Here is a 25,648-nt window from a genome sequence, read left to right as displayed (position 1 = left end):
CAGTGTCAGCCAAAGACCTAGCTTTCACATATGAATTAAATTAAGCAATTTGTTTTTCAATACTTAAAGTAGGGTCTTGCTTCGATAAATTCCTAAATTTTGCACCACGATGATTCTCCGCAAGGTGAGGGCCTTGTGCAAAAAGTTTTTCACGTAACGTACCTTCACGATATTCTTGTTGATATACACCACGACGCTGTAATTCTGGCACAACAAATTCAACCACATCTTCAAAAGTTTTATGCGCCAAAATATAAGCAAGGTTAAAACCATCAATATCCGTTTCTTCGATCCATTCTTGTAAGCGATCGGCAACAGTTGTTGGAGAACCAACAATCACAGGACCATTACCACCAACGCTGGTCCAACGTGCAATTTCCTCAATGGTCCAAACACGATTAGGATCTGCTTTTACATAGGAGTCGAGCAGAGATTGAATAGCATTGGTTTCAATATACTCAACTTGATCAGTAGATTGATATTGAGAGAAGTCAACGCCAGACCAACCTGACACTAAAGTTAGGCCACCATCATAGCTTCCGTAGCTTTGATATTCTTCAAACTTTTTCTGTGCTTTTTCATCTGTTTCATCCACTACAATTGAAAGCATGGTGTAAATCAATACAGAGTTTGGATCACGACCTTCTTCAACAAGTTTAGTACGAATGCCTTTGACTAACTGTTTTACAGCCACTTTGGTTGGTGCAGAAATAAATACACATTCGGCATTCTGACTTGCAAATTTTTGTCCACGACTCGATGCCCCAGCTTGATATAAAACTGGCGTTCGTTGTGGAGATGGTTCACACACATGGATACCCGGAACCGTAAAATATTGTCCTTCATGTTGAATTGGATGCACTTTGGTAAAATCAGCAAAAATACCGCGTTCTTTGTCACGTAGTACGGCTTCATTCTCCCAAGAGCCTTCCCAAAGTTTGTATAAAACTTCGAGATATTCATCGGCAATATTGTAACGGTTGTCATGACTCACTTGAGTTTTTAAGCCTAAGTTTTTCGAACCACTCTCAAGATACGATGTCACAATATTCCAACCTGCACGTCCTTTGGTGAGATGATCCAAAGTACTCATACGACGTGCAAAAGGGTAAGGGTGTTCAAAAGAAATAGATGTTGTTACACCAAAACCTAAATGTTTGGTCACAGCAGCCATCGCAGGCACAATTTGTAATGGGTCATTCACAGGAACTTGTACTGCACCAGTCAGTGCGTGTTCATTGGAACCATGATACACATCATAAATGCCCAGAACATCTGCAAGAAAAATCCCGTCAAATTTACCGCGTTCTAAAATTTTGGCTAAATCTGTCCAGTACTCGATATCTTTGTATTCTGTTGAGCGGTCTAAAGGGTGGCGCCATAACCCGGGTGACTGATGTGCCACACAGTTCATTTCAAAAGCATTAAATCGAATTTGTTTTGTCATCGTTGTTACTTCAAAATTAATATTTAGATTGATCTTATGTAAAAAGTTTTCAAATGTTTAATCACAATAATTTGATTCAATATTGAATATTGTGTTTAGATGAAAATGGAATATTCATATTAGAAATAGTAGCCAAGTGATAAATATGTCAGCTGATTCCAATCAGAATTTTTACCTTCAGCGAAACCATTCGCACCACCAAAAGCCGTATCATTACGGGCACTGATATTTTCTAAGCAGAAACGGAAATCATTTTTATAGGTAAAGTAAACAGCATATCTTTAAAATCTATATATAAAAAATGAATAATTATTTCACTTAAAATTTTATTGGTGATTGGATATTTAAAAATATAAAAAGCTTTCCATTTTATTTGATTTCATTGATTTAGTTTTTTAATGCTAGTTTAAATTCATAAATTATGTTGGAAGAATATAAATGACGACCAAAATAGAAATTCAGTTAAATGATGCGAAGAATATTCCATTTGATTTTTATCACCTGAATCAACTAGCACACCGTATTGGCTCAGATCAAGAAGCAATTGAGATTGCAAAACAGCTAGCTGAATCGTTTAAAGTTGAAGCAGCCATTCGTGACCATGAGCGACGCCTCCCATTAAAAGAAATTCAAGCTTATTCACAGTCGGGCTTATGGGGTATTAATATTCCAAAACGATATGGCGGTGCGGAGGTGAGTTATAAGACTTTGGCAGAAGTCGTTAAAATTATTTCAAGCGTCGATTCATCGCTCGGGCAAATTGCACAAAACCATTGGGCTTTTATCGAGCATGTTCGTCTAGATGCAACAGAAGAACAAAAACAATTTTTCTTTGAGCAAATTCTGAATGGTCACCGTTTTGGTAATGCCTTTTCTGAAAAGAATTCGAAAACAGTGGCGGACTTAACCACACGTATCGAATTTAAAGAAAATCACGCGGTGATTAATGGTCAAAAATTCTTTGCGACTGGTGCATTGTTAGCACATTGGGTACCAGTAGTGGCTGTTGATCACGATGGACTTCCATATGCCGCACTCGTACCACAGCACACACCAGGTTTAACAATCGTAAATGATTGGAGTGGGTTCGGCCAAAGAACAACAGCAAGTGGCTCTGTTCAATTAGACGATGTCCAAGTCGATTTAAAATATATTGTCCCGATTCATAAAGCATTTGAGCGACCAACTGCGGCAGGTGCAATCTCACAATTTATCCAAGCTGCCGTAGATGCAGGGATTGCGCGTGGTGCGATACAAGAAACCATTGACTATGTCCGTCAATATACACGCCCTTGGATTGATTCTGGTTTAAACAAAGCGACAGAAGATCCTTACACCATTGCAAATATTGGTGAGCTCAAAATCAAATTACGTGCAGCCGAAGCTGTTTTAGATTTAGCTGGTGCTGCAATTGATAAGGCTTTATTAGATGCTACAGAAGAAAATGTGTCTGAAGCCACCTTGCTGGTCGCTGAAGCAAAAGTTTTAACCACGGAGATTGCGATTTTAGCGGCCAATAAACTTTTCGAATTGGCAGGGACTCGTTCTACATTGTCTGAGCTGAATTTAGACCGCTATTGGCGTAATGCGCGAACCCATACCTTACATGATCCAGTACGTTGGAAATTAAATTTGGTGGGAAATTACTATTTAAATGACATTGCTTTACCACGTCATGCCTGGAGCTAACAAAATGACCAAAACAAATCAAATATCTTTAGCTGTGGCTGACTATGAAAGTATTGCTGCAAAATATCGTCCAATTTTTGAAAAAATCGCAGCTACTACGTTGGATCGTGAACAGCATAGACGTTTGCCATTCGAAGAAATTCAATGGTTAAAACAGGCAGGATTCGGTGCATTGCGTGTGCCTGTGGAATACGGTGGCGTAGGTTTTTCACAACATCAGCTCTTTCAGTTGCTCATTGAATTAGCAGCTGTAGATTCAAATATTGTCCAAGCGTTGCGTGGGCACTTTGCCTTCGTCGAAGATCGTTTAATTGCGCACCGAGACCAATCTCAGTTTCATTGGTTTAAACGTTTTGTTGCGGGAGATTTAGTTGGCAATGCGTGGACTGAAATTGGTCAAGTCAAAATTGGTGATGTCATTACCCGTGTAACTCAAAATCAAACTGGTCAGTTGCTCGTGAATGGTCAGAAGTTTTATTCGACAGGAACCATTTTTGCAGATTGGATTGATCTGTTTGCTTTAGATGAAACAACCAATCAACACGTAATTGCCGCTGTGTCTACGCGTGAGGCTGGTGTACATATTCAAGACGATTGGGATGGATTTGGTCAAAGAACCACGGGTAGTGGAACATTAACCCTAAAAGATGTTGCGATTGAACGTGATCATATTTTACTTTTTGCAGATCGTTTTAAATATCAAACTGCATTTTATCAAGAATTCCATTTAGCGACTTTGGCAGGTATTGCACAAAATGCTGTGGAAGTCTTTACTGCTGAAGTGCGCAAGCGTGATCGTATTTTTAGTCATGGTAATGCGGATTTAGTTCGACATGATCCACAAATACTTCAAGTGATCGGTCGAGCTTCCGCGCAAGCATTTTCAGCTAAAACCATTGCACTTGCTGTGGCTGATGCTTTAGATGATGCATATGCCACTCACTTTGAAGCCAACGAAGTACGTGATCAAAAAGCGAATCATATTGCTGAATTGCAATCTTCACAAGGGCAAGTGGTCATTTCTAATCTAGTGTTAGATTTAACCAGTGCATTATTTAATAGCTTAGGTGCCTCTGCAAGTACCAGTGCAAAATCATTAGATCGTTTCTGGCGTAATGCCCGTGTCGTTTCTTCTCATAATCCACTTATCTATAAAGAAAAAGTCATTGGAGACTGGGAGGTCAATCAAACAGATTTACCTTACGTTTGGCAGATTGGTGCAAGTCCCAAGGTAGAGAAACACAATCAAAATAAAATTGCATGACGCCATCTTAAAATAATAAAAACGAATCTATTTATTTTCTCCGAAGCCAATTATGTTATGTATTTGGCTTCGTTTTATCTTGAATTGAGCGAATTATTAGACCTTGCATTAGTCGAAATTTAAACAGCCACAAGCTATATTTTATAAGGTTTTAGCTAATTCAAAAATTAGGTAAAAGCATACTTTTACAAGAGGGCTATTACAGTGTTTTATATTTATAATAATTAGATAAGTAACGATATTTTAATTATTTTTAAGCTAAGCGTTTAAAACGCAGAATACTTGAATATACCAAGGTGACCAATCTGAAAATCGTTTACAATTAAATACTCAAGTACCGTTAAATAAAGTCTTTTGGACAAGTGGATATTCTAGAGTGATCTATGTCTGCGGAGATAGAAATAACATTTTATCATACAGATAATAAAAAATACTACAGCATTCATTGACGAAGGTAGGACTAGTAATATCAGCCTTATATTATATTGAAAAAGAAGAGCTAAATTTAACGACTATTTAAAAATAAAAAATATTTTAACAGATAAAGAATTTAAAATTTTTATTAGTTTAAATTTAGAACAATGTACGAAAGATGTAATAGAAAGTTATAAAAAAATAGGATTAAATCCTGTTTTAATGGTTCATCATTGATTCTGGTATTTTTTCAAAAAGTTTATTTATAATCTCCTGTTTTGTTAATTTCTTATCACTCTCTTCTAAAATTCGATCTAGCCATATTAAGAGCGCATCATGATTTCTATGGCAGTGATTGACAGATAGAAGTTTACTTAAACCATACTCGTTTTGAATATTTAAATCTAAAATTAGGGAATATCCAATTTGTTTAATTTCAGGATTAATAAGAAGATCATTTTTCATTTTAAAGTCTCAAGTAATTAAAATAAAACTTTAATATTTATTGCTTGAAATTGCACCATGTTAAGTCTCTGAAAGCTCAGAAAAAATACGAAAGACAGAAAACTTTTAGTTAAGCGACAATCATGATTGAATTTTCAAGAGGTGCATAAAAAATATGCAAGACTACTGTTACTCACCGTAGGATTTTATGAAATTATTTTTGTTACTCGACAAAGCGGTTAAAACATAAGCATTGTTACTCGACAAAGCGGTTAAAGTATAAGCACTGTTACTCGACAAAGTGGTTGAAAAGTAAGCGTTGTTACTCGACAAAGTAATCAAAATATGTACTTTTTTAGCTCATAAAAGATTTGCCTATTTCTAGGCACTCAACTTATTTAAAATAAAAAACCATATTATTTTAAATAGTACCAAAGCCCATCAATCTCTGTTTCATGATCCAACTTTACTTCTATAGATTCACTATAAATCATATTTTGAGTGTCTCGTTCGTGGTAAGAGAAAAATGCTCCTTGCAATGCATCACAATGAAAACAGCCATTTGATAAATATGCTTCACCCCGTATTTTACTAAACCGTTTAATAATAAATCCGTATTGATATTTTTGGAGTAATTCAGGACTGTTTAAAACTTCGGTATGCGGTTGAGACAAATCTTCAATGTCCAGGCGGTATATTTTTGTGAGTTTTTCTCCATGATGAATAAAGTAATTGATTTCCATAATGGTGTTGGTGGTCTGTTTACATTTCCAACACTGGATTGTATTCATTGTCAATTGTAAAAATCTGCTCGAATTAGGCTTTACAGACTATTGCACGGCGCCCGTCATGAGTTTTTTAAAGAAATGAATAAACTCTATTTCAACTAAATCACCCGAGTCCCACTTATTGAAAGATCCACTTGCAGTTAATTGATAAGTTTCTTTATTCAGCCAAAGCGAAAATACAGGAAGTTCATAGCTTTGATAGTCTAATACATCCCATTATTTCTATGGTTATTTTTGCTTTATTTTTCTCAGCATAAATATCAGCGATCCATGTTTCATCTGTTGGCGTTTACCCACGATATTCAGGAATCACATCCCATCCATTCTCATGTAAGTATTTTAAGATGAGATATTTACATAATTGATGTTCACGGCTTTCACCTGAATTAAAATCACAGCTGCTGGATGGATGATGCGCAAAAAATTGTGTTCCCAGTTTATTTTTCTTGGGAATAGCGCGTGTCTGGCAACATGGCATAAACATGCTGAGATTTTTATATTTATCTTTTAATCTTTTCCATTGCTCGTCATTGAGCGTGAAACTGTAGATTTGTTTATTTTCAATAATACTGAGAAAGCCCATTGTTATACTAAATTATCGTCTTTTGTCCCATTCTAAGGCTAGTAAAATCCATTGTAAATCAGGCACAATGAAACTATAAATTTCAAGTTTTATAGCCTTAGGGCCAGCGGTATTTTTTAATGACAAATAATAACTTTTCACAAGTAGCAGCTTTCATTTGGTCGGTGGCAGATTTACTGCGTGGTGACTTCAAACAATCGCAATATGGTCGTGTCATTCTCCCATTTACGCTGTTGCGCCGTTTAGAGTGTGTACTTGAAGCCAGTAAGGCAGATGTATTGGCAGCCAATGAAAAAGTGAAACTCATGCCACTGCCAGAAGAAGCCAAAGAGAAGATGCTGCTGAAGGCAACCAATGGCCTGTCATTTTTTAATACCTCAGAGCTGGATTTAGGCAGCCTGGGTCAAAAAGACATTCGTTCAAACCTCAATACTTATATTCAAAACTTCTCCAAAGATGCACGTGAAATCTTTGAACACTTCAAGTTCGATGAATTTACTGGTCTCCTGGATGATGCCAACTTGCTTTACAAAGTCGTTCAATATTTTTCAGACCCTAAAATTGATCTCAGTCCAAAAAATATATCTAACCATGAAATGGGCTTGGTGTTTGAGGAGCTGATCCGCCGTTTTGCCGAAGGTTCAAATGAAACTGCAGGGGAACACTTTACCCCGCGTGACATCGTTCGTTTAACCACGGGTCTGGTATTCAGCAAGGATGATGACGTGCTGAATGGTGACGGTATCATCCGCACAATTTACGATCCGACGGCGGGTACGGGTGGATTTTTATCCTCAGGTTCGGAATATGTCTATGAGCATAATCCTGATGCGGTGATGCGCGTTTTTGGTCAGGAGTTAAACCCAGAGTCTTATGCGATCTGTAAAGCGGATATGCTGATTAAAGGTCAGGACGTGCGTAACATCAAACTCGGCAATACGCTGTCCAATGACCAGTTGGCCTATGAGAAGTTTGACTACATGCTGTCGAACCCACCATTTGGGGTGGACTGGAAAAAGATCGAATCGGACATCAAAGACGAGCATGAGCAAAAAGGCTTTGAAGGTCGTTTTGGTGCAGGCTTGCCGCGTGTATCGGATGGATCTTTGCTGTTCCTGATGCATCTGATTAGCAAGATGCGCAATAAAGACGACACCACGGCGCAAGGCAGTCGTATTGGTATTATCTTGAATGGTTCGCCATTGTTTACAGGCAGTGCGGGCAGTGGTGAAAGTGAAATCCGCCGTTATATTTTAGAAGCAGATTTGTTGGAAGCCATTATCGCGCTACCCACCGATATGTTCTATAACACCGGTATTGCGACTTATGTTTGGGTACTCAGCAATAAAAAAGAGACTCAACGTAAGGGCAAAGTACAGCTGATTGATGGTAGTAACCTGTACAGCAAAATGCGTAAGTCTCTTGGCTCTAAACGTAATGAAATGAGCGAAGATGATATTGCGATGATTACCCGCAGTTATGGTGACTTTGAAGTGACGGATGCACGTGAACTGGATAAACCCGCAGAGGTTAAGTCTAATCGTGGTCGTCAATCGGCTAATCCTAAAAATGAAGCTGCTAAAACCTTTTCTAGTAAAATCTTTAACAGCTACGAGTTTGGCTACCGCCGTGTGACCATTGAGCGTCCATTGCGTTTATCAGCTCAGGTAAGTGATGACGCCGTGGCATCGTTACGTTTTGCACCGAAGCCATTTAATGCCGTGATGCAAAAGGTCTATGAGCAATACGGTAAGACTTGGACAGAAGACAGCTATGGTCAGCTTGATGAGTTTGAGGTGGAAATCCGTGCGCTGATTAAAGCGGAATTTAGCGAGCTGAAAGAAAAAGATATCAAGACAGTGCTTGAGCCAAAACTGTGGTTAGAACAGCGTTCATTGATGCGTAAAGCCGAAAGCCTGCAAGCCAAGATTGGTACAGCGCAATGTGATGATTTTAATGCCTTTGATGATGTACTCAAGCAAGCTTTAAAAGATGCCAATGTGAAACTTGAAAGCAAAGAGAAGAAGCAATTTATTGATGCCATTACCTGGAAAAATGCTGATGCTGAGCCAGTTGTGAACAAAGTGGTGAAAGGCGCAGAAAATCCGCTATATGGTCAGTTTAGCTATAAAGGCAAAGTGGTTGAGTTTGTGCAGGATGGTGATTTACGTGATGCGGAAAACATTGCCCTTGACCCAAGCCAAAGCACCACCGATTTAATCGAGTCTTACTTTAAGCGTGAAGTGCAACCGCATGTGCCTGATGCGTGGATTAATGCCGATAAGCGTGATGCGCAGGATGCTGAAATTGGTATTGTCGGTTATGAGATTCCGTTTAACCGTCACTTTTATGTATATGAACCGCCACGTGATTTAAGCGAGATTGATACGGATTTGGATGCGGTCAGCCGTGAAATTATGGCACTTCTGCAAGAGGTGCATTCTTAATGGCGAAGTATCAGAAATATGCTGAATATAAAGATTCGGGCAATGAATGGTTAGGTGAGATTCCTAAATCTTGGAGTATTTCAAGATTAAAATATATAGCTGATATTTTTGGACGTATAGGTTTCAGAGGATATACCGTTGACGATATCGTGGATGAAGGTGAAGGAGCTTTAGTCTTAAGTCCATCTAATATTTTAGGTGATCAGTTTTCTTTAGACAAAAAGACATATTTAAGTTGGAAAAAGTATTGTGAGTCACCAGAAATCATGGTTGAACTCAATGATATCTTGTTGGTAAAAACTGGTTCTACTTATGGTAAGTCAACAATTATTTTAGAAAAAAAAGAGCCAATGACGATTAATCCTCAAATGGCTCTTCTCAAGAAAATTAAATTAGAACCAAGATTCTTGTATTACTTATTTCAATCAACTTTATATAAAGCAGTAATCGACATAAGCAATACGGGCAGTGGAATGCCTACAATGACACAGGAGAACATTAATAGTTTTCCGATTCCATTTCCTGCTTTCAATGATGCATTAAATATTGCTGACTTCCTCGACCATGAAACTGCAAAAATTGACAGCTTGATTGCCAAACAAAAAAAGCTGATTGAGCTGCTGAAAGAAAAACGTCAATCGGTGATTAGCCATGCGGTGACAAAGGGTTTAAATCCTGATGTAGCAATGAAAGATTCAGGCGTGGAATGGTTAGGGCAAGTGCCTGAGCATTGGAACGTTTTACCTATTAAATATTTAACTAAATATGTTGGGACAGGAGGAACACCTAAAAATCAAAGTTCATTTGCTGAAGTGCCTGAAATTAATTGGTTTACTCCTGGGGATTTTTCTGGAGATCTTAAAATTGTTGATTCTTCCAAATATGTCACATTCTCATCAGTAGAAGATGGGGATAGTAAATTGTATGAAGGGAAGTCAGTTTTAATGATTGGAATTGGAGCAACTTTAGGTAAAGTTGCTATCAGTGATAGAGATTTTTCGTGTAATCAACAAATTAATGTTTTGACTTGTAATAAGCTTATAAATCCTGAATTTCTAACATTCTCTTTAATGAGTCAATTGGAGCAAATCAAGCAATTATCGAATTCTTCTACTATAGGTATTATTAACCAAGAAAAAACTAAGCAGATATCTATTTCTGTTCCAAGCGTAGAAGAACAAAATAAAATTATTCATTTCATCATGGGTAATATTGAAAAGTTCAATACTTTAATTAATAAAGCCGAATCAGCCATTCAACTGATGCAAGAACGCCGTACAGCCCTTATTTCCTCTGCGGTGACAGGCAAAATCAATGTCAGCAACTGGCAACACCCCAATGAGGCTAAAACGGAGTTTAGCGCATGAATATTCTCAGTTGCCTCAAACAAGTGTGGAATCAAGCAGATACAAAAAATCATTGCATAAATAATTGCAATGATTCACTATATGCTCAACAACACCCGACAAGGCTAGGCAAGCAATTGCATCCTCAAACTGTCGGGTTACTTGTTTCTGGAGCCCTAAAAAATATAACAATCAGGGCAAGCCATCTATGAAATCTTTTAACAAGCCTGCCAAAACCTTTGCTGAACAAATTGAGCTATTAAAAGCGCGAGGCATGCAATTTGCCAATGAGCAAGATGCACAATTTTACCTAGAGCAAATCAATTATTATCGCTTAGGCGCCTACTGGCTTCCGTTTGAATACACCCATTCACCGCATTGCTTTAAACCAGATACCAGTTTTGAACAGGTGTTAGCGTTGTATGTATTTGATCGTGAATTAAGGTTACTTATCCTGGATGCCATAGAACGCCTGGAAGTTGCCGTTCGTACCCGTTTTGCCTATGAATTGGCACATCGGCATGGTTGTCACGCCTATCTGCAAGGTCAGTACTTTAAACCCGCCTTTAGATGGCACAGCTTACTTGAATCACTGAAAACTGAAGTGTCCCGGGCAGATGAAGTCTTTATAGAACACTATAAACGTACTTATGATGATCCTGAATTACCACCGATTTGGGCAACCTGCGAAGTCATGAGTTTTGGGCAACTGTCCAAATGGTATCAACTCTTGGCACCGATTCAGACACGTAAAGCCATTTCCAGTCATTTTGATTGCGATGAAAAACAGTTTGAAGGCTTATTACAGCATTTTGTCTACTTAAGAAATACCTGTGCACATCATTCAAGACTATGGAACCGCAAATTTACCAAAACCATTGCCAAGCCGCGCAGTAAGCCGATGGGGCTTCGGGTGCAATGCAATTTTGAAAATACCAACGCAGCAGATCGAAAAGTTTATAACAGTCTGGTATTTCTACTCTATTTTATGGACAAAATCGCCCCGCAGCATACATGGCGTAAACGTCTGGTTGATCTGCTTTTGACACATCACAACATATCAAAAACAGCGATGGGATTCCCTGAAGATTGGCAAAGCTATCCAGTTTGGCAAATAGAACAGTAATAAAGAAATTTGGGTATTTAGGGGTAGGGGAAACATGAGATCGGATGCAACTTTAGAAACTATCTTCCAGAAAGATATTATTGCGCAAATGCAAAGCCATGGTTGGCTTGTTGGTTCAGGTATAGGCTATAACCGTGAAAAAGCCCTGTATGAGCAAGATGTACTCGACTTTGTCCAAAAGACCCAACAGGTCGAGTGGCAGAAACTTAAAAACATCTTTCCCAATGATACCGAACGCCATTTTTTAGATACGGTCGTGGCTCAGCTTAAAAAAGCTGACATCAATGCTACCGATGTCGAATCTCGCAGCTATGGCACATTGGGCGTATTACGGCATGGTATTCGTACCCGTGGGGTACGTTTCTCATTTTGCCAGTTTAAACCTGAGCATGGCTTAAACCCTGAACTGAATCAACGCTATCAGCAAAACATCTGCCGTGTGGTGCCTGAACTGGTGTATAGCCCATACGCCAGCAAAGCCGAACTAGAGGCAACAGGCAAACAAGCCAAAAAATGGCGCATCGATCTGACTCTGTTTATCAATGGCTTTCCTGTGGCAACCATGGAACTTAAGTCAGAGTTTAAGCAAGCTGTGCAAAATGCCATGACACAGTACAGAAAAACCCGATTGCCCAAAGACCCTGAAACCAATAAGCCTGAACCCTTGCTGATGTTTAAACGCGGGGCATTGGTGCATTTTGCGGTCAGTCAGTATGAAGTCTACATGGCGACGCATTTGAGTGGTGACAGCACCTACTTCCTGCCATTTAACAAAGGCACCAAAGAACAGGGTGCAGGCAATGATGTGCCTGAAGATGTCAATGAATACGCCACAGGCTATTTATGGAATGAAGTCTTAACCCCGGATAGCTTGCTGAATATTTTGGGTAACTTCATTCATTTACAGATTGAAGAAAAGGAAGACTGGGAAGGGCGCAAATATAAAAAAGAAAGCCTGATCTTCCCCCGTTATCACCAATGGAAAGTGGTGAATAACTTGGTTCAAGATTCATTGGCAGAAGGTACAGGGCAAAAATACCTGATTCAGCACAGTGCCGGTTCGGGTAAATCCAACTCGATTGCATGGACGGCGCATCAACTATCCAGTCTGTATGATGCCAACAATAAAAAGATGTTTGATTCTGTAATTGTGGTCACAGACCGAACCATTCTGGATGCACAGCTACAAGATACCATCTACCAGTTTGAACATGCCGACGGCGTGGTAGGACGGATTAACAATAAAGAAGGTGATGGCTCAAAATCCGAGAAACTGGCCAAAGCCTTGGAAATGGCGCAGCCGATTATCATCGTCACCATTCAGACTTTCCCATTTGTCTTGCGAGCGATTGAGAACAGCACCAGTTTAAAAGAACGTAAATACGCCGTCATTGCCGATGAAGCTCATTCATCTCAGAGTGGTTCCACGGCGCGTCAGCTCAAAGAAACCCTGATGATTGAAGAGCGTGATGAAGATGAACAGCTTTCTTCGGAAGATGTACTCGATGCGGTGATGGCATCACGTAAGGGCAGTGCAAACCTAAGCTTCTATGCCTTTACCGCAACCCCAAAGGATAAAACCTTGCAACTGTTTGGACGCTTGCCCGATCCAAGCATGCCGCCGTCTAAAACCAATATTCCTGTGGCATACCATGTCTATTCCATGCGCCAAGCGATTGAAGAAGGCTTTATTCTGGATGTGCTGAAGAATTACACCAACTATAAAGTCATCTATAAGCTCAAGCAGAAGATCGAAGAAAAAGATGCTCAGGTCGATGCCAAGAAAGCCAAGACCAAGCTGAATCAGTGGGTACGCTTACACGATCATAATATCTCGCAAAAAGTGCATATCATTATTGAGCATTTCAAGAAGAATATAATGGGCTTACTCGGTGGACAAGCCAAAGCCATGGTGGTGACCAGTTCTCGTAAAGAAGCGGTGCGTTATAAACAGGCATTTGATAAATACATTGCCGAACAAAAGTATGCCAACATTCAAGCCATGGTGGCATTCTCAGGCGATGTAGAATTTAATGCCAATGATGCAGACAGTAGCCATCTGTTAGGTCAGAAATTTACTGAAAGCAATATGAACCCGAATCTGAAAGGTCGTGAGATGCGTAAGGCATTTGATAGCGATGACTTTCAGGTGATGATTGTGGCGAATAAGTTCCAGACCGGCTTTGACCAGCCGAAACTCTGTGCAATGTATGTCGATAAGAAATTGGGTGGTGTGGAATGCGTACAGACCTTATCGCGTTTAAACCGGACCTATCCTGCGAAATCTGAAACAGGCACCTTTGTGCTCGATTTCTTTAACGATCCACAAGACATTCTCGATGCTTTCCAGCCGTATTATCAAACGGCAGAACTGGCGGATGTATCCAATCCCGATCAGGTTTATGACCTGTTTGAAAAGCTGAAAGCCTCAGGCATTTTCCTCTGGACTGAGGTAGAACAGTTCGTTGAGGCCTTCTACAGCAAAAATAAATCCAGTGCAGCCCTCGCAAACATCTGTAAGCCCGCTTTACAACGCTGGCAGCATCGTTATAAACAAGCCATCAATGATTATGATGTCACCAAGAACCGTTTAGAGATTACCAAGCGAACAGGTGAGCCTGTATTGATTGCCAATGCTGAAAACGAATTTGCTGAAGCGAAAAAAGCCCGTGATGCTCTGGAAATCTTCAAAAAGGATTTAGGCAGTTTCACCCGTTTCTATGAATTTATGTCTCAAATCGTGGAATATGATGATCAAGAACTTGAGAAGCTCAGTCTTTTTGCGCGTAACTTACGCCCAATGCTGCGTGAACAAGCAGCAGATGAAGATGAGATTGATCTGAGTAATGTCGCGATGAGCCATTACCGCTTGTCTAAGCTTCGTCAGCAGGATATTCAGCTTAAAGCAGACAGTACTGAGCATAAACTTGAACCTGGGAATGACTTGGGTACAGCCAAGGCGAAAGACAAGAAGGAAGACTTCCTGTCGGTGATTTTAAGCCGTGTGAATGAGATCTTTATCACGGATAAGCTGACGGATAAAGACATGATTAATTATGTTCATACCGTAGCAGATAAGATGTCTGAGAACACACGGATGATGAAGCAGATTCAGAACAACACGCGTGAACAGGCGATGCTCGGTGAGTTTGATACGGCGCTTGATGACGCCGTATTGGATAGCAATGATGCCCATACTGAGCAAATGACACAGCTCATGAGCGATCCTGCAAAGATGAGGCAGTTTGCGCACATTATTTATGATGTGTTGGTGAGTAAGGAAAACAAAACCTTCTAAGTTAATGGTAAATAGCAAATATCAGTACACATATTGGTAGATGCTTTTATTTAAGCTATTGAGAAGAAGAGTCCCACTTAAAAAATTAATTAGAGCTTTACATGGTTACTATTACAATTTTAAATTCTGAAAAATGTTTAGAAAAATTACTTGAAAAAAGAGGGATGATTTGCCCACATGGTAAAGCATTATACAAGTATCAAATATCTTATTTAGAGTTCAAACAAATTCAGCAAGTCCTAAGAGACACGTTTAAAAATCAAAATTTAAACAGAGTCAGTAATAGCTGGGCTAGTCTATTTACTATTTATGTCGCTGAGTGGTTTAGACGTGAATATAAAGAAGGGTGGACTTGGGAGCCCATTTTAAACTCATTATGGGTGATTGAGATGCCAGTTAATACCCGTAATGATCTCGTTACGAAAGGTCTTAACTTTTGGAAACGACCCTTAGTTAAATATACGAAAGCAAATAACTATTTAGGTTCTATTTTTAAGGAAGGGGGCTTCCCATCTCGCTTATTAAAAGATGATGGTAATAAATATATTTCAATATTTCAAAAAGTTATTTCATTATATTTAGAAAATAAATCTGCACCATATGAGTTAAGAGATGTTATTCAACAAGAGTTAAAAAGCCTACCACAAGCTTTTGAATATGATGAAACACTAGAACTTGTGATTGAGATTGTAAAACTTATTATAGAAAAAGTTGAAGAATTTGATCTAGATAAACATAAAGATCCAATCGTTGTTTTAGATCAAAAATCTAAGTATTGGAGAAATGAATTTCCTTTACCGATTGATGATGATAAAGAGATTGTCGATAAGTTCTTGAGGAATTTGTTTGAATCAGCTTCTGTAGAGGTGACGAAGCATAAAGAGTTTCGTCAGTCTCAGAAATGTATTAATTACTTCACAGAAAATTTTCAACACTTATTTACGGCGATTCATTTACCACAGGAATTGAATTTTAAGGTAGATCAAGACTTTGAATTATTTAAAACACGTGGGCAATTAGTTGTAAAAGAAGGTTGGCAGGGAAGAAGTCAATTTCTATGTGTAGGATATCTTTCACATCAAGATAAGAAAATTGTTGCAGAAATTAATAGAGGATTCTCTAGTGAAATCCGTCGTAAAGTTTATACAGAGAAGTTATATCTCTGTTTAGAAATCGATGGATTAACTATTGATCATATTGAACTTGAGCATACAGCACTTGATTTTGATACTTTACCTATTGGTTTCACTATAGCTAAACAACCTAAATATATAGCACAAGGGGCATTTAAGACTCAAGAGACTGAAATTTTGCTGAGTTTACCTATAGACGCTTCTTTCGATCTAACAAATTCAGAAGACCACCCTCAACAAGTGGGGGGATTTCAGAATTTTAATCTTTATAAGATTAATGGTTTACAACATATTCTGACTCAGGATGGTGATAGCATTGAAGTAAAATGTGGTCATGATAAGACGGAATTTGAGCAATTATTATTTAGAGCACATAATTTAAGTCAATTAAAGACCACCCCATCCATGGCTTTTACAGGAAAACCTGTTCTAAGAAACTATGGAGATAAGCTTTATCTAGGACAACAGGATCTAGAATCAGTACCTCTGCATTTGATATTAGGTAAGCAGATGCTCACCCTAAAAAATTTAAATGGTGAAAACTTATTAAAAAAACAAGTAATTATTTTACCTCCTAGTTTTAAAGTTGAAACTAAAGCAGGGTATAAATTGGAAGAGGCTGAAATATGTATTACTTCAGATGCTCAAATCCAAATAGAAGTATTGAATCCTGATACGCTGTTAAATATATCTAATTCAGGCTTAATCTATAAATGCTCCATCAGATGTCTTGAAGTACCATTGGAATTAAAGCTAAAAATTACCTTTAAATTTGGTGGAGAATTTTTATTAAGTGTTCCATTTCCTGCTAGAGGGATAAAGTTAGTAAATGACCATGGCGAAATGAAGTCAAAAGAGTTTGTTATAAGTGATTTAATCAGCACTGAGCTTATAGTTTATTCATATGAACGACCAACGACGTTTTGCTTTGAAGTTTTGTTAAAATCTAAAAAAAATCCTCCCTTTTACAGAGCTAAAATTAAAGTAAAACAGGGCATTTCTTTTATTAATTTATATGATTTTATAGAAGAAATTAAGGGTATCCTGAGTTTGTCAGATGATCTAGATAGCTATGTCATATGTACAATTTACAATCATGAAATGAAATCTACATGGAATATTAAACATTATGGGAGACAACTGAGTTGGGGGAAACTTCTCGATGCTTATTATGATCCAGAAAGAACAATACAGCAAAGTAACATTGCTTTAAAGCCACAATTCATGTCTTTGATTCAACCTCAATTGGAAGCTCAAGATTTAATACTTGGTAATTTTTGGGAAGGAGGAAAATCTTTTCAATTACCTGAACTTGATATGAGTTTGGCACCTTATTTATTGATACCAGCAAAAGGCACAACACTTTTTAGACCTAAACTCATTCCTAAATTTGATTATGTTCAAGATATTCAGGTGGAAGGTTTAACAAAATCAATTCGCAATTTTGGTCAAAATACAGAGTCTATCGATCAGTATGTACAAAATTTAAATTTTGATGGTAATGAAGAGCTTTGGAGCTATGTTCAGGCAATATTTGATAATTATGAATATTTGCCATTGAATACTTTTGAGGTTTTAAAAAGTTTAGCTCGTAATTTTGATGCACTTGCCATTACAGTATTTAAATTAGATTTGCCATTAGAAATATTGAGACGTTTTGAAACTGAATTATCTGTTTTATGGTATTTAATCCCGATTTCATCATGGAATAATGCTATAGATCAGCTAATTCACAGTTGGACAAAAATAGCAGATGATGATGGTTATTATGGCAAAAATAAAGCAAGAAAGCTCCTGAATAACATGAAAAAAATCACTCCTTTATTAGATGAGAGTTTTCATGAGTTTTATCTGAATGGCACTAAAGAATTTGGTCCTTTAGGTCGACTAGATTTTTTACAGAATTATATATTTGAAGGAAAAAACTTGGGTGGAAAGGAAAATTGTGAATATCAACATCTATTGCACAGACATAAAGCAGATACTGAAAATGGTGAATGGCCTAATGACCTATCCATAAATAGATGGGAATATTTTTCTAGTATACAACAGCTACCTTTTAAGATTAATTTAGCAAGTCAGTGGAATAAAGATGTTGTGTATTTTCCCTTTTGTTTAGCATATCTCAACGTAGTTAAAAATTCTAAATTTGAGATTAATCCTAAGGAAATTCTACATATTAAGCAGATTATATTGTTTGATGAACAATGGTTTAATTTTATCTTTAGTTCAGTTGTTAAGTATTTAATTTTAGAAACGAAGTGAATTTTATGTATCAGTATTTCAAACCACTAACTCAAGAAAGCATTCAAAAAAATAAAGAAGCAACTTTAAGTATACTTGGTATTACACATCCTGAATTAAGGAAAGTATTAGGTGTACAGATGTCACAGTTCGCTGGGGAACAACAATCCTTTTTATCGTCACCTATTATAGAACAGATGTTTGCCTGGCAAAAAGCAGAGCCAACTTTAAATGAATTAGGTGGGAATTTACTAAATAAAAAACTAATTGATGTTCTTGATAATGAGGGTAATGGAGCATATAGGTTTAATCGAAGTTATCAACCTTATACTCATCAATTGAAAAGCTGGAAATCATTATTAGAAGATAAAAAATCTATTGTGGTCACATCAGGTACTGGTTCGGGTAAAACAGAGTGCTTTATGGTGCCTATTTTAAATGACTTATATGAAGAGTTTCTTCAAAATGAACAATCTTTAACAGGTGTACATGCATTATTTTTATACCCATTAAATGCTTTAATTAATTCCCAACAAGAACGTTTAGATGCTTGGACACGTAATTTTGATCGTAAAGATGCAATCCGCTATTGTTTATATAATGGCAATACTAAGGAATATAAATCTCAAGTATCTGAAGAACAAAAACAGCGCCCAAATCAGGTCCTAACACGCGAAGAACTTCGTTTGAATCCAGCACCTATTCTAGTAACGAATGGCACTATGCTGGAATATATGATGGTACGTCAGACTGATGCACCTATTTTACAGAAATCGAAGGGTAAGTTGCGTTGGATTGTCCTAGATGAGGCCCATAGCTATATGGGTTCCCAGGCTGCCGAGTTGGCACTTCAGTTACGCCGAGTTTTACATGCTTTCGGTGTGACAGCCCAAGATGTACGTTTTGTGGCGACATCCGCAACTATTGCAGGTAAAGATGCTGAAGACAAATTAAAACAGTTTTTGTCAGAAATATCTGGGCAAAGTAAAGATAATATTTTGGTTCTTGGAGGCCAGCGAGAAGTTCCAATACTGCCAACAGTAGAGCATAACTATTTATCCTTAGAAGAAATTATTCAAATTGACCGTGACAGTGAGGTTTCTGAGGAGCGTTATAATTTGTTATGCGGACATCCTATCGCCTTAACATTAAGAGAAAATATTACGTCTCATCGTGCATTGTCATTGGATAAACTTGTAAGAATAACTAACAAATTAGGATATAAAATCTCTGAAATGGAGGTTTTGGATTGGATTGATTTATTAACATATACAAAATGTTATGCTAAAGAACAAGCATTTTTAAAAGTTCGTATCAATTATTATCAACGTGTGACACATGGACTTTGGAGCTGCATAAATTCAAAATGCACATCGAAATCAGATGATTTAAAAAACTGGGGATTTGGTCAAGTATATGCAACGCATCAAGAAAAATGTGACTGTGGTTCACCTGTTTTAGAATTAACATTCTGTCGAGGATGTAAAGAACCCCATTTATTAGGCTCGTTAAAACAAGGCGATGTCTTAAAGCAATGGAGTGTTGAAATTGCTGATGAATTTTCATTATTACTTGATAAAGATGAGGAACAAGATGTTGAATATAATCAGTCAATAAAAAATCGATTACTTGTTTTTTCAGTAAATGAAAATAAAGATAAGGGGTATCGTCATGATGAATTAAATTTAGATAGCCTAAAATTACGAGAAAAATCTAAAAATAATGTGGATGTGCATTACTTTGAACCTGAAAAATGGAATGATCCTGTTCCATGTAGTAATGCTGAATGTGGTGCAGAAGGATCAAAGTTTGATTTACCTTTTAATCGCGCAATTCTTGGTGCACCTTATTATATAACGCAAGTAGTGCCACATCTTTTGCAATATTGTCCTGATATTGAGCAAGATGAAATCGATGAAGCTGTTAAAAACTTTAGTGATCCAGAATTTGTTGAAGGTGAATTCAAAGAATTGAAGGGCTGTACGCCTTTGGATATGCCAGCTAAGGGTAAACGTTTAATTACATTTACAGATAGCCGTCAAGGTACAGCACGATTGTCTGTGAAGATGCAACAAGAAGCGGAACGGTCACGTTTACGCGGAGCTGTTGTTACCAGTTTAATTGAAAAAACAAAAGATACATTCCAAAATCAAAATGAAGATCCAAGTCTAAAATTTTTAAGAGAAAAATTAAAAGTAGCTATGGATCAGAATAATCAGATAATGATTGATCTCTGGCAAAAAGAAATTGATGATTTAAAAATTACGAATAATAAATCTAATCTTATAGAAGTAACTTGGGAAGACTTATATACTTTATTAGCCAAAGATTTCGATTTTAAAAATGGAATTTTATTAGCAAATAGACATATTGCGGGTTCAGTTTTTGAAGATAAGGGTTCAATTAGATTAGCACAGATGTTGCTCACAAGAGAGTTTTCTCGCAGACCCAAAAATGCTAATAGTTTAGAAACATTAGGCTTAGTAAAAGTCAGTTATAAAGGCTTAAATGAGCAAAATGATTTACCAAATCATTGGAAAGAAAGTGGCTTAACTATTCAAGATTGGCAGAACTTCATAAAAGTTATTTTAGATTTTTATATTCGTGAAAATACTGTTATAGATCTTGCCGATGAATGGAAGCAATGGATGGGTGGTCCTGTAAGACCAAAACATGTAGTCAGTTTTGAACTTAGAGGTAAAATTGAAAAGAATAAAGATGGTTCTAAAAATAATAGTATTTTAGTATGGCCACTTGCATCAGAAACACCTAATCATCGTTTAGTAAAGCTTTTAGTATTAGGTGCAAATTTAGATCTTAGTTTAAAACAGCATAAAAATATAGCTGATGACTGGCTTAAAAAAGCTTGGAAAGTATTAACTACAGAGTTTTTAACGGATGATGGGAATAACCGTTATCATCTAAGAAAAGAAAAATTTACGTTTAGCTTGATGGATAAAGTTTTCTTGTGTCCAATTACACATCGATTAATGGATACTACCTTTAAAGGACTTACTCCATACCTACCAAGGTCATTGCCAAAAAATAAAGAAAGATATCTAACTAAATCTTTGGCATTTCCAAAATTATGGACATATAGTTTACAAAACTTCAATGAATTAAAAGAAGATCCAGATCTTCAATTGCTACGTTCTTTAAACTTATGGACTGATTTATCTGATAGTGCTGTATTGGGAGGTTTCTTTTATCGAACAGCGGAACATTCAGCACAGCAATCAGCAAGTCTGCTTAAGCAATATGAAACCTATTTTAAAGCGGGTAAAGTGAATGTTTTAAATTGCTCAACTACTATGGAAATGGGGGTTGATATCGGGGGGATATCAACAGTAGTGATGAATAATGTTCCACCGCATCCAGCCAACTATTTACAGCGCACTGGACGAGCAGGGCGTGGCAGTCAATCTCGTGCGATTTCATATACGCTTTGTAAAAACAATCCGCATGATTTACAGGTGTTTAATAACTCTTTATGGGCTTATACCACACCAATTCAAGCACCACATGTGAGTTTTAATTCAGGTCGTTTAATTCAGCGTCATATAAATGCCCAATTATTATCTACGTTCCTAATAGAAGAAATTGGTGATACAAATATTGATCGTCCTAAATTAGATTTGAAATGGTTCTATTTAAAGGAAGATGGTAAAGATTCTTCTATTTGTGAATTTTTTGAAAAATGGCTCACAGGCGTAGCTATTAAAAAACACCAACACTTAATAGATTTTTTAAAACAAGGAACTGCATTAAAAGATGTTGATAATGAAACGATTTTGTCTGAAAGTTTAAGTAAAATTCGTGAACTTAAAGATGAGTGGATACAAGAATATACAGTTATTGAGAGTGAATATAATAAGGAATATTCAGTTAATTCTACAAGTAGTTATCTTTTTCGACTTGAAAAAGAAAGGGATCTTTTATTAAAAGCGTACTTACTTTCTGAATTAGCAATGCGTAACTTCTTGCCAAGTTATGGTTTTCCTACTGATGTTATAACATTTAATAATACAAACAGAATTGAGAAGGAGCGATGGGAAAAACTTTCAAAGAAAGTTAGAGGGAGAAATTTTGAAAAACAATTAGATCGCGAAGATAATTTAACACGTATTAAAGGCATGCCAAGTCGAAATATTGCGATTGCCATCCGGGAATATGCGCCAGGTGCAGAAGTAATTATTGATGGTCGAGTTTATATTTCTAAAGGAATATCATTGTCTTGGCAAAATATGCAAAATGAACATGACAAAAAGCCTCAACGTTTTGACCATGCATGGGTTTGTCATCATTGTGGCCAGACAGGTCTAAAAAAAGGAGTGATCGCTGGAAATGAAAGTTTAATTTGTAGTAATCCTGAATGTGGTAAAGAGATTACAGATATTAAAAAAGTACTAAGACCTAATGGGTTTAGTGTGGACTTTTATGATCAGCCAAATAATGATGTAACAGCACAAAAATATATTCCAATTCAAAAACCTTGGGTGGGTATATCTCAGAATGTAGAAACTTGGCCACTGCCGAATGCTAATCTAGGCTATTTTAATATTGATACTGATGGGTATGTATTTCAATATAGTTCAGGTTTAAATGGGACAGGTTACGCGATCTGTATGCAGTGTGGGCGTGCAGACTCTATGGAGGCAGAACAGGATGGTGAACCATCTTACCCAAATACTTTAACTCCTGATCGTCCACATAAGCCACTGAACGCTCAAAAAGAGGGGGAGCGATATAAAAAGCCACATGACTGTAATGGTTCTAGTAATGTAAAACCTAATATCCATTTGGGATGCCAAATCCAAACAGATGTATTGGAAATTATTTTAAAGCATCCTGTAAGAAATGAATATATTTTAAATAATGAAGATGGGAAAATTATTGCAACTACTTTAGTTGTTGCTTTAAGGCAAGCTATTGCAAGTGTTTTAGGCATTTCAACTGATGAGCTTGGTTATGCGGTTAAGGTTAAAAAACTAGATGGGCAAGCCATTTTGGTATTACAAATCTATGATGATTTAAGTGGGGGAGCAGGATTCTCAACAACCGCATCGAAGTTTATTTCTGAAATCTTAAGATTACTTATTGAAAAACTAAAATGTAATGATGAAACTTGCTCTTCAATTTGTGGTCAATGTTTATTAGATAGTCAGACTAGACATGATGTTGAAAACTTAAATAGAAAACTTGCATTAGAGTGGTTGGGAGAAGATTTTCTTAAATATTTAGAATCACCTATACCAAATACTGAATTTATATCTGGAACACCATTTTCAATTATTGAATACTATTTGAATCAGGGTGCGAAAAATATTATCTTTAATTTAAATGGAAGTAATAAAGATTGGGATATACTTTGTACGGAAATTAGAAAGAAAATATTTACTATATTAAATCATGAAATTAATTTGGAAATAGTTCTTTCTTCTGATATTAATTTAACACTAGATTTTCAAAAAGAAATGTTAGCTTTGGAGAAAGTTGGTATTAAATTTGCTGTAAAAAATAGTGCTATATGTCTAGATTATTTATACGCACAAGTAATACTCGAAGATAAAATAATTTCTTTATTTAATCAGGATAATAGTATCTTTGAATTTAATGAAAATTGGCTGGAGAGTGTAAGTCCTAGCTATCAATCAATGATATATCCTAGTTTAGAAATTCAGCCTTTTAGTTTTGATTTTAATATAGTAGAACAATATGAAAATCAGTATCATCATTTAAAAATATTACATAAGTTTAATGATGCATCTATTTCGGGATTTGCTCAAAACTTTTGGAATACAGTTGTTCCTATAGCTAAACTCGATCATTTGATCAATGATGATCCTATTGTTGAAGTAAAATATTCTGATCGTTATTTGAAGTCTCCTGCAAATATTATTTTGATAAGTAATTTATTTAATTATCTTAAAAATTTATTAGAAGGTCGAGTTAAATTCATAATACAGACGAGTTTTTTTTCTAAAACATTACCTACGAATTCTAAGTCTAATGACTTTTTGGATTCAGACTTTCAAGATCATAGTGACCATGAACAGTTTTTTATCAGATATTTTGAAGATCTCTTATCTCAAAAGATCTATTTAGATATACCAAAATATAAGATTGATCATGCTAGATATTTCTTATTGAAATTTAAATCTGGTAAAGAGGTATATGTCAGAATGGATCAAGGAGTTGGATATTGGAGATTAAAGCATGCTGATGATAAACCGCATTTAAGGGAAAAAGTGAAATTTCCTTTTGCTGAAGATATTGTTAAGCAAGTATTTTGGGTGAAAGGTAATAGTCAAAAAATTAGTGTTAAAAATGGAGAGAACTTTGCGACTGATTTATATATAACAAAAAATTAGATATATTGAAGCATTTGGTGAACATGGGATTTATGACGTACATGCTGCCATGCAGCCAACCTCAATGACCTGGCCTGATGTAAAACGTGCTTTAACCACTGTAATCATCACAGACTGGCTGGCTGTGCCAGCCTTTCAAGAAAACACTTAAGCATGCTGGCCAGCACGGGCTGAGTAGGAAGTCGTATACGACCTCCTGAACCGGATTATACTGTGTTGTGGCATAGCCCCAAACATAGCTTTTTTCGGCTTTTCTTCATCGATCTGGATTACTGTTATCAGAGTTTCATCGGCCTGGATCACCTATTGTTGCAGTACGATCTGTTTGAAAGCATCTGCCAGAGGCTCCAATTCCACACCGCATTGATCAACCCAGTCCGCTAATGTGGGCTGGTTGAGTCAAATCATAGGTTAGCCGATGCTTTCAACTAGTATCGATACCATTTAAAGACTGTATTCCACTTGCCGAATTCTAGTGGTAAATCTCACCATCGACTATTTTTCGTGTGATCCTGGGATTGCTTTAAGAAATAATCTGTTATTTGTCCGCTACGCCTATGATCCGTGAATTTTTAGTGGCGGTGAGGTGGATTTTTGCCCATTCGACATTTGTAGTGTATCTATCCATTTCATATGAATGATGTGAAATATATAAAATTTTATGAATATTTGAGCTGATTTTGATTATTTTTTCATTTTTTTAACCAGCCACAAAGATTTTTTTTAACTAATGATATGTTTCATACAATATGAACGTTAGGAAAACTTTGATGACACCATTTGCTATAAATCATTCAAAAGAGGTGGATCAGGAAATTTGAACAACACTTATAAGTGATATTTTGCTCCCCAAATGATGTTATAAACATCAATATATGGAGTATTTTATGGCACGTAGACCAAGAAGAAATCATTCAAATGATTTTAAAGCTAAGGTAGCACTTGCTGCGATTAAAGCAGAAAAAACACTTGCTGAATTGAGTGCTGAATTTGATGTTCATCAAAACCAAATTATCGACTGGAAAAATCAACTGATTTCAGCTTCCTCGCAAGC

General features: G+C 36.7%; 12 protein-coding genes and 2 pseudogenes. 9 read left to right on the top strand and 5 right to left on the bottom strand.

Features of this window, described 5'->3' with window-relative positions:
- Positions 1 to 40: 40 nt before the first annotated feature.
- Complete coding sequence (locus E0409_RS00070; protein ID WP_131286380.1) at positions 41 to 1,447, bottom strand: LLM class flavin-dependent oxidoreductase; 1,407 nt, start codon at positions 1,445 to 1,447, stop codon at positions 41 to 43.
- Positions 1,448 to 1,885: 438 nt separating this feature from the next.
- Here E0409_RS00070 and E0409_RS00065 point away from each other — a divergent pair, with 438 nt between their 5' ends.
- Both E0409_RS00065 and E0409_RS00060 read left to right on the top strand, forming a co-directional pair.
- Positions 1,886 to 3,136, top strand: a complete 1,251-nt coding sequence (locus E0409_RS00065) for an SfnB family sulfur acquisition oxidoreductase (protein ID WP_131286378.1) — start codon at positions 1,886 to 1,888, stop codon at positions 3,134 to 3,136.
- A 4-nt stretch (positions 3,137 to 3,140) separates the two neighbouring features.
- A complete protein-coding gene (locus E0409_RS00060; RefSeq protein ID WP_131286376.1) occupies positions 3,141 to 4,400 on the top strand; it encodes an acyl-CoA dehydrogenase family protein in 1,260 nt (419 codons plus the stop codon).
- A gap of 633 nt (positions 4,401 to 5,033) precedes the next feature.
- Here the strand turns inward: E0409_RS00060 and E0409_RS00055 are convergent.
- From E0409_RS00055 to E0409_RS00045, 3 genes are all read right to left on the bottom strand, one after another.
- Entirely contained in the window at positions 5,034 to 5,279 is a 246-nt protein-coding gene (locus E0409_RS00055; RefSeq protein ID WP_131286374.1) for a hypothetical protein, read from the bottom strand.
- A gap of 395 nt (positions 5,280 to 5,674) precedes the next feature.
- Positions 5,675 to 6,049 carry a hypothetical protein gene (locus tag E0409_RS00050; protein ID WP_131286372.1) on the bottom strand — a complete coding sequence of 125 codons (375 nt, stop codon included), beginning with the start codon at positions 6,047 to 6,049 and terminating at the stop codon, positions 5,675 to 5,677.
- A gap of 286 nt (positions 6,050 to 6,335) precedes the next feature.
- The gene (locus E0409_RS00045; RefSeq protein ID WP_131286370.1) at positions 6,336 to 6,629 is read right to left on the bottom strand and encodes a competence protein CoiA family protein; all 294 of its coding nucleotides are present in this window, start codon (positions 6,627 to 6,629) and stop codon (positions 6,336 to 6,338) included.
- 119 nt (positions 6,630 to 6,748) lie between these two features.
- On the opposite strand from E0409_RS00045, the gene E0409_RS00040 reads away from it, so the two are divergent.
- From E0409_RS00040 to E0409_RS00010, 6 genes are all read left to right on the top strand, one after another.
- Positions 6,749 to 9,076: a type I restriction-modification system subunit M gene (locus E0409_RS00040; RefSeq protein WP_131286368.1), complete on the top strand. Its 2,328-nt coding sequence runs from the start codon at positions 6,749 to 6,751 to the stop codon at positions 9,074 to 9,076.
- On the top strand, positions 9,076 to 10,443 hold the full coding sequence (locus tag E0409_RS00035) for a restriction endonuclease subunit S (protein ID WP_131286366.1): 1,368 nt from the start codon (positions 9,076 to 9,078) through the stop codon (positions 10,441 to 10,443). Before E0409_RS00040 ends, E0409_RS00035 begins: the two co-directional genes overlap by 1 nt.
- 187 nt (positions 10,444 to 10,630) lie before the next feature.
- Positions 10,631 to 11,548, top strand: a complete 918-nt coding sequence (locus E0409_RS00025; protein WP_131286362.1) for an Abi family protein — start codon at positions 10,631 to 10,633, stop codon at positions 11,546 to 11,548.
- A gap of 34 nt (positions 11,549 to 11,582) precedes the next feature.
- Positions 11,583 to 14,846: a type I restriction endonuclease subunit R gene (locus tag E0409_RS00020; protein ID WP_131286360.1), complete on the top strand. Its 3,264-nt coding sequence runs from the start codon at positions 11,583 to 11,585 to the stop codon at positions 14,844 to 14,846.
- 101 nt (positions 14,847 to 14,947) lie between these two features.
- Positions 14,948 to 18,244 (top strand): STY4851/ECs_5259 family protein, encoded by a 3,297-nt coding sequence (locus tag E0409_RS00015; protein ID WP_131286358.1) that lies wholly within the window; start codon positions 14,948 to 14,950, stop codon positions 18,242 to 18,244.
- Between the two features lie 5 nt (positions 18,245 to 18,249).
- Positions 18,250 to 24,594, top strand: coding sequence for a DEAD/DEAH box helicase (locus tag E0409_RS00010; RefSeq protein ID WP_131286356.1), 6,345 nt, complete (start codon positions 18,250 to 18,252; stop codon positions 24,592 to 24,594).
- A 23-nt stretch (positions 24,595 to 24,617) separates the two neighbouring features.
- Here E0409_RS00010 and E0409_RS16635 read toward each other — a convergent pair.
- A pseudogene (locus E0409_RS16635) lies at positions 24,618 to 24,993 on the bottom strand (IS66 family transposase); the annotation flags it as partial.
- 488 nt (positions 24,994 to 25,481) lie between these two features.
- On the opposite strand from E0409_RS16635, the pseudogene E0409_RS00005 reads away from it, so the two are divergent.
- Positions 25,482 to 25,648, top strand: a pseudogene (locus E0409_RS00005) (IS3 family transposase); the annotation flags it as partial.

It is taken from the genome of Acinetobacter sp. ANC 4862 (assembly GCF_004336635.1).
Lineage (GTDB): Bacteria > Pseudomonadota > Gammaproteobacteria > Pseudomonadales > Moraxellaceae > Acinetobacter.
This window is presented reverse-complemented; position numbering and strand designations above follow the sequence as displayed.

Bases quoted from the DNA above. Each gene is read 5' to 3' on its own strand.
- E0409_RS00070 (WP_131286380.1), bottom strand. From the start codon at position 1,447: ATGACAAAACAAATTCGATTTAATGCTTTTGAAATGAACTGTGTGGCA.
- E0409_RS00065 (WP_131286378.1), top strand. From the start codon at position 1,886: ATGACGACCAAAATAGAAATTCAGTTAAATGATGCGAAGAATATTCCA.
- E0409_RS00060 (WP_131286376.1), top strand. From the start codon at position 3,141: ATGACCAAAACAAATCAAATATCTTTAGCTGTGGCTGACTATGAAAGT.
- E0409_RS00055 (WP_131286374.1), bottom strand. From the start codon at position 5,279: ATGAAAAATGATCTTCTTATTAATCCTGAAATTAAACAAATTGGATAT.
- E0409_RS00050 (WP_131286372.1), bottom strand. From the start codon at position 6,049: ATGAATACAATCCAGTGTTGGAAATGTAAACAGACCACCAACACCATT.
- E0409_RS00045 (WP_131286370.1), bottom strand. From the start codon at position 6,629: ATGGGCTTTCTCAGTATTATTGAAAATAAACAAATCTACAGTTTCACG.
- E0409_RS00040 (WP_131286368.1), top strand. From the start codon at position 6,749: ATGACAAATAATAACTTTTCACAAGTAGCAGCTTTCATTTGGTCGGTG.
- E0409_RS00035 (WP_131286366.1), top strand. From the start codon at position 9,076: ATGGCGAAGTATCAGAAATATGCTGAATATAAAGATTCGGGCAATGAA.
- E0409_RS00025 (WP_131286362.1), top strand. From the start codon at position 10,631: ATGAAATCTTTTAACAAGCCTGCCAAAACCTTTGCTGAACAAATTGAG.
- E0409_RS00020 (WP_131286360.1), top strand. From the start codon at position 11,583: ATGAGATCGGATGCAACTTTAGAAACTATCTTCCAGAAAGATATTATT.
- E0409_RS00015 (WP_131286358.1), top strand. From the start codon at position 14,948: ATGGTTACTATTACAATTTTAAATTCTGAAAAATGTTTAGAAAAATTA.
- E0409_RS00010 (WP_131286356.1), top strand. From the start codon at position 18,250: ATGTATCAGTATTTCAAACCACTAACTCAAGAAAGCATTCAAAAAAAT.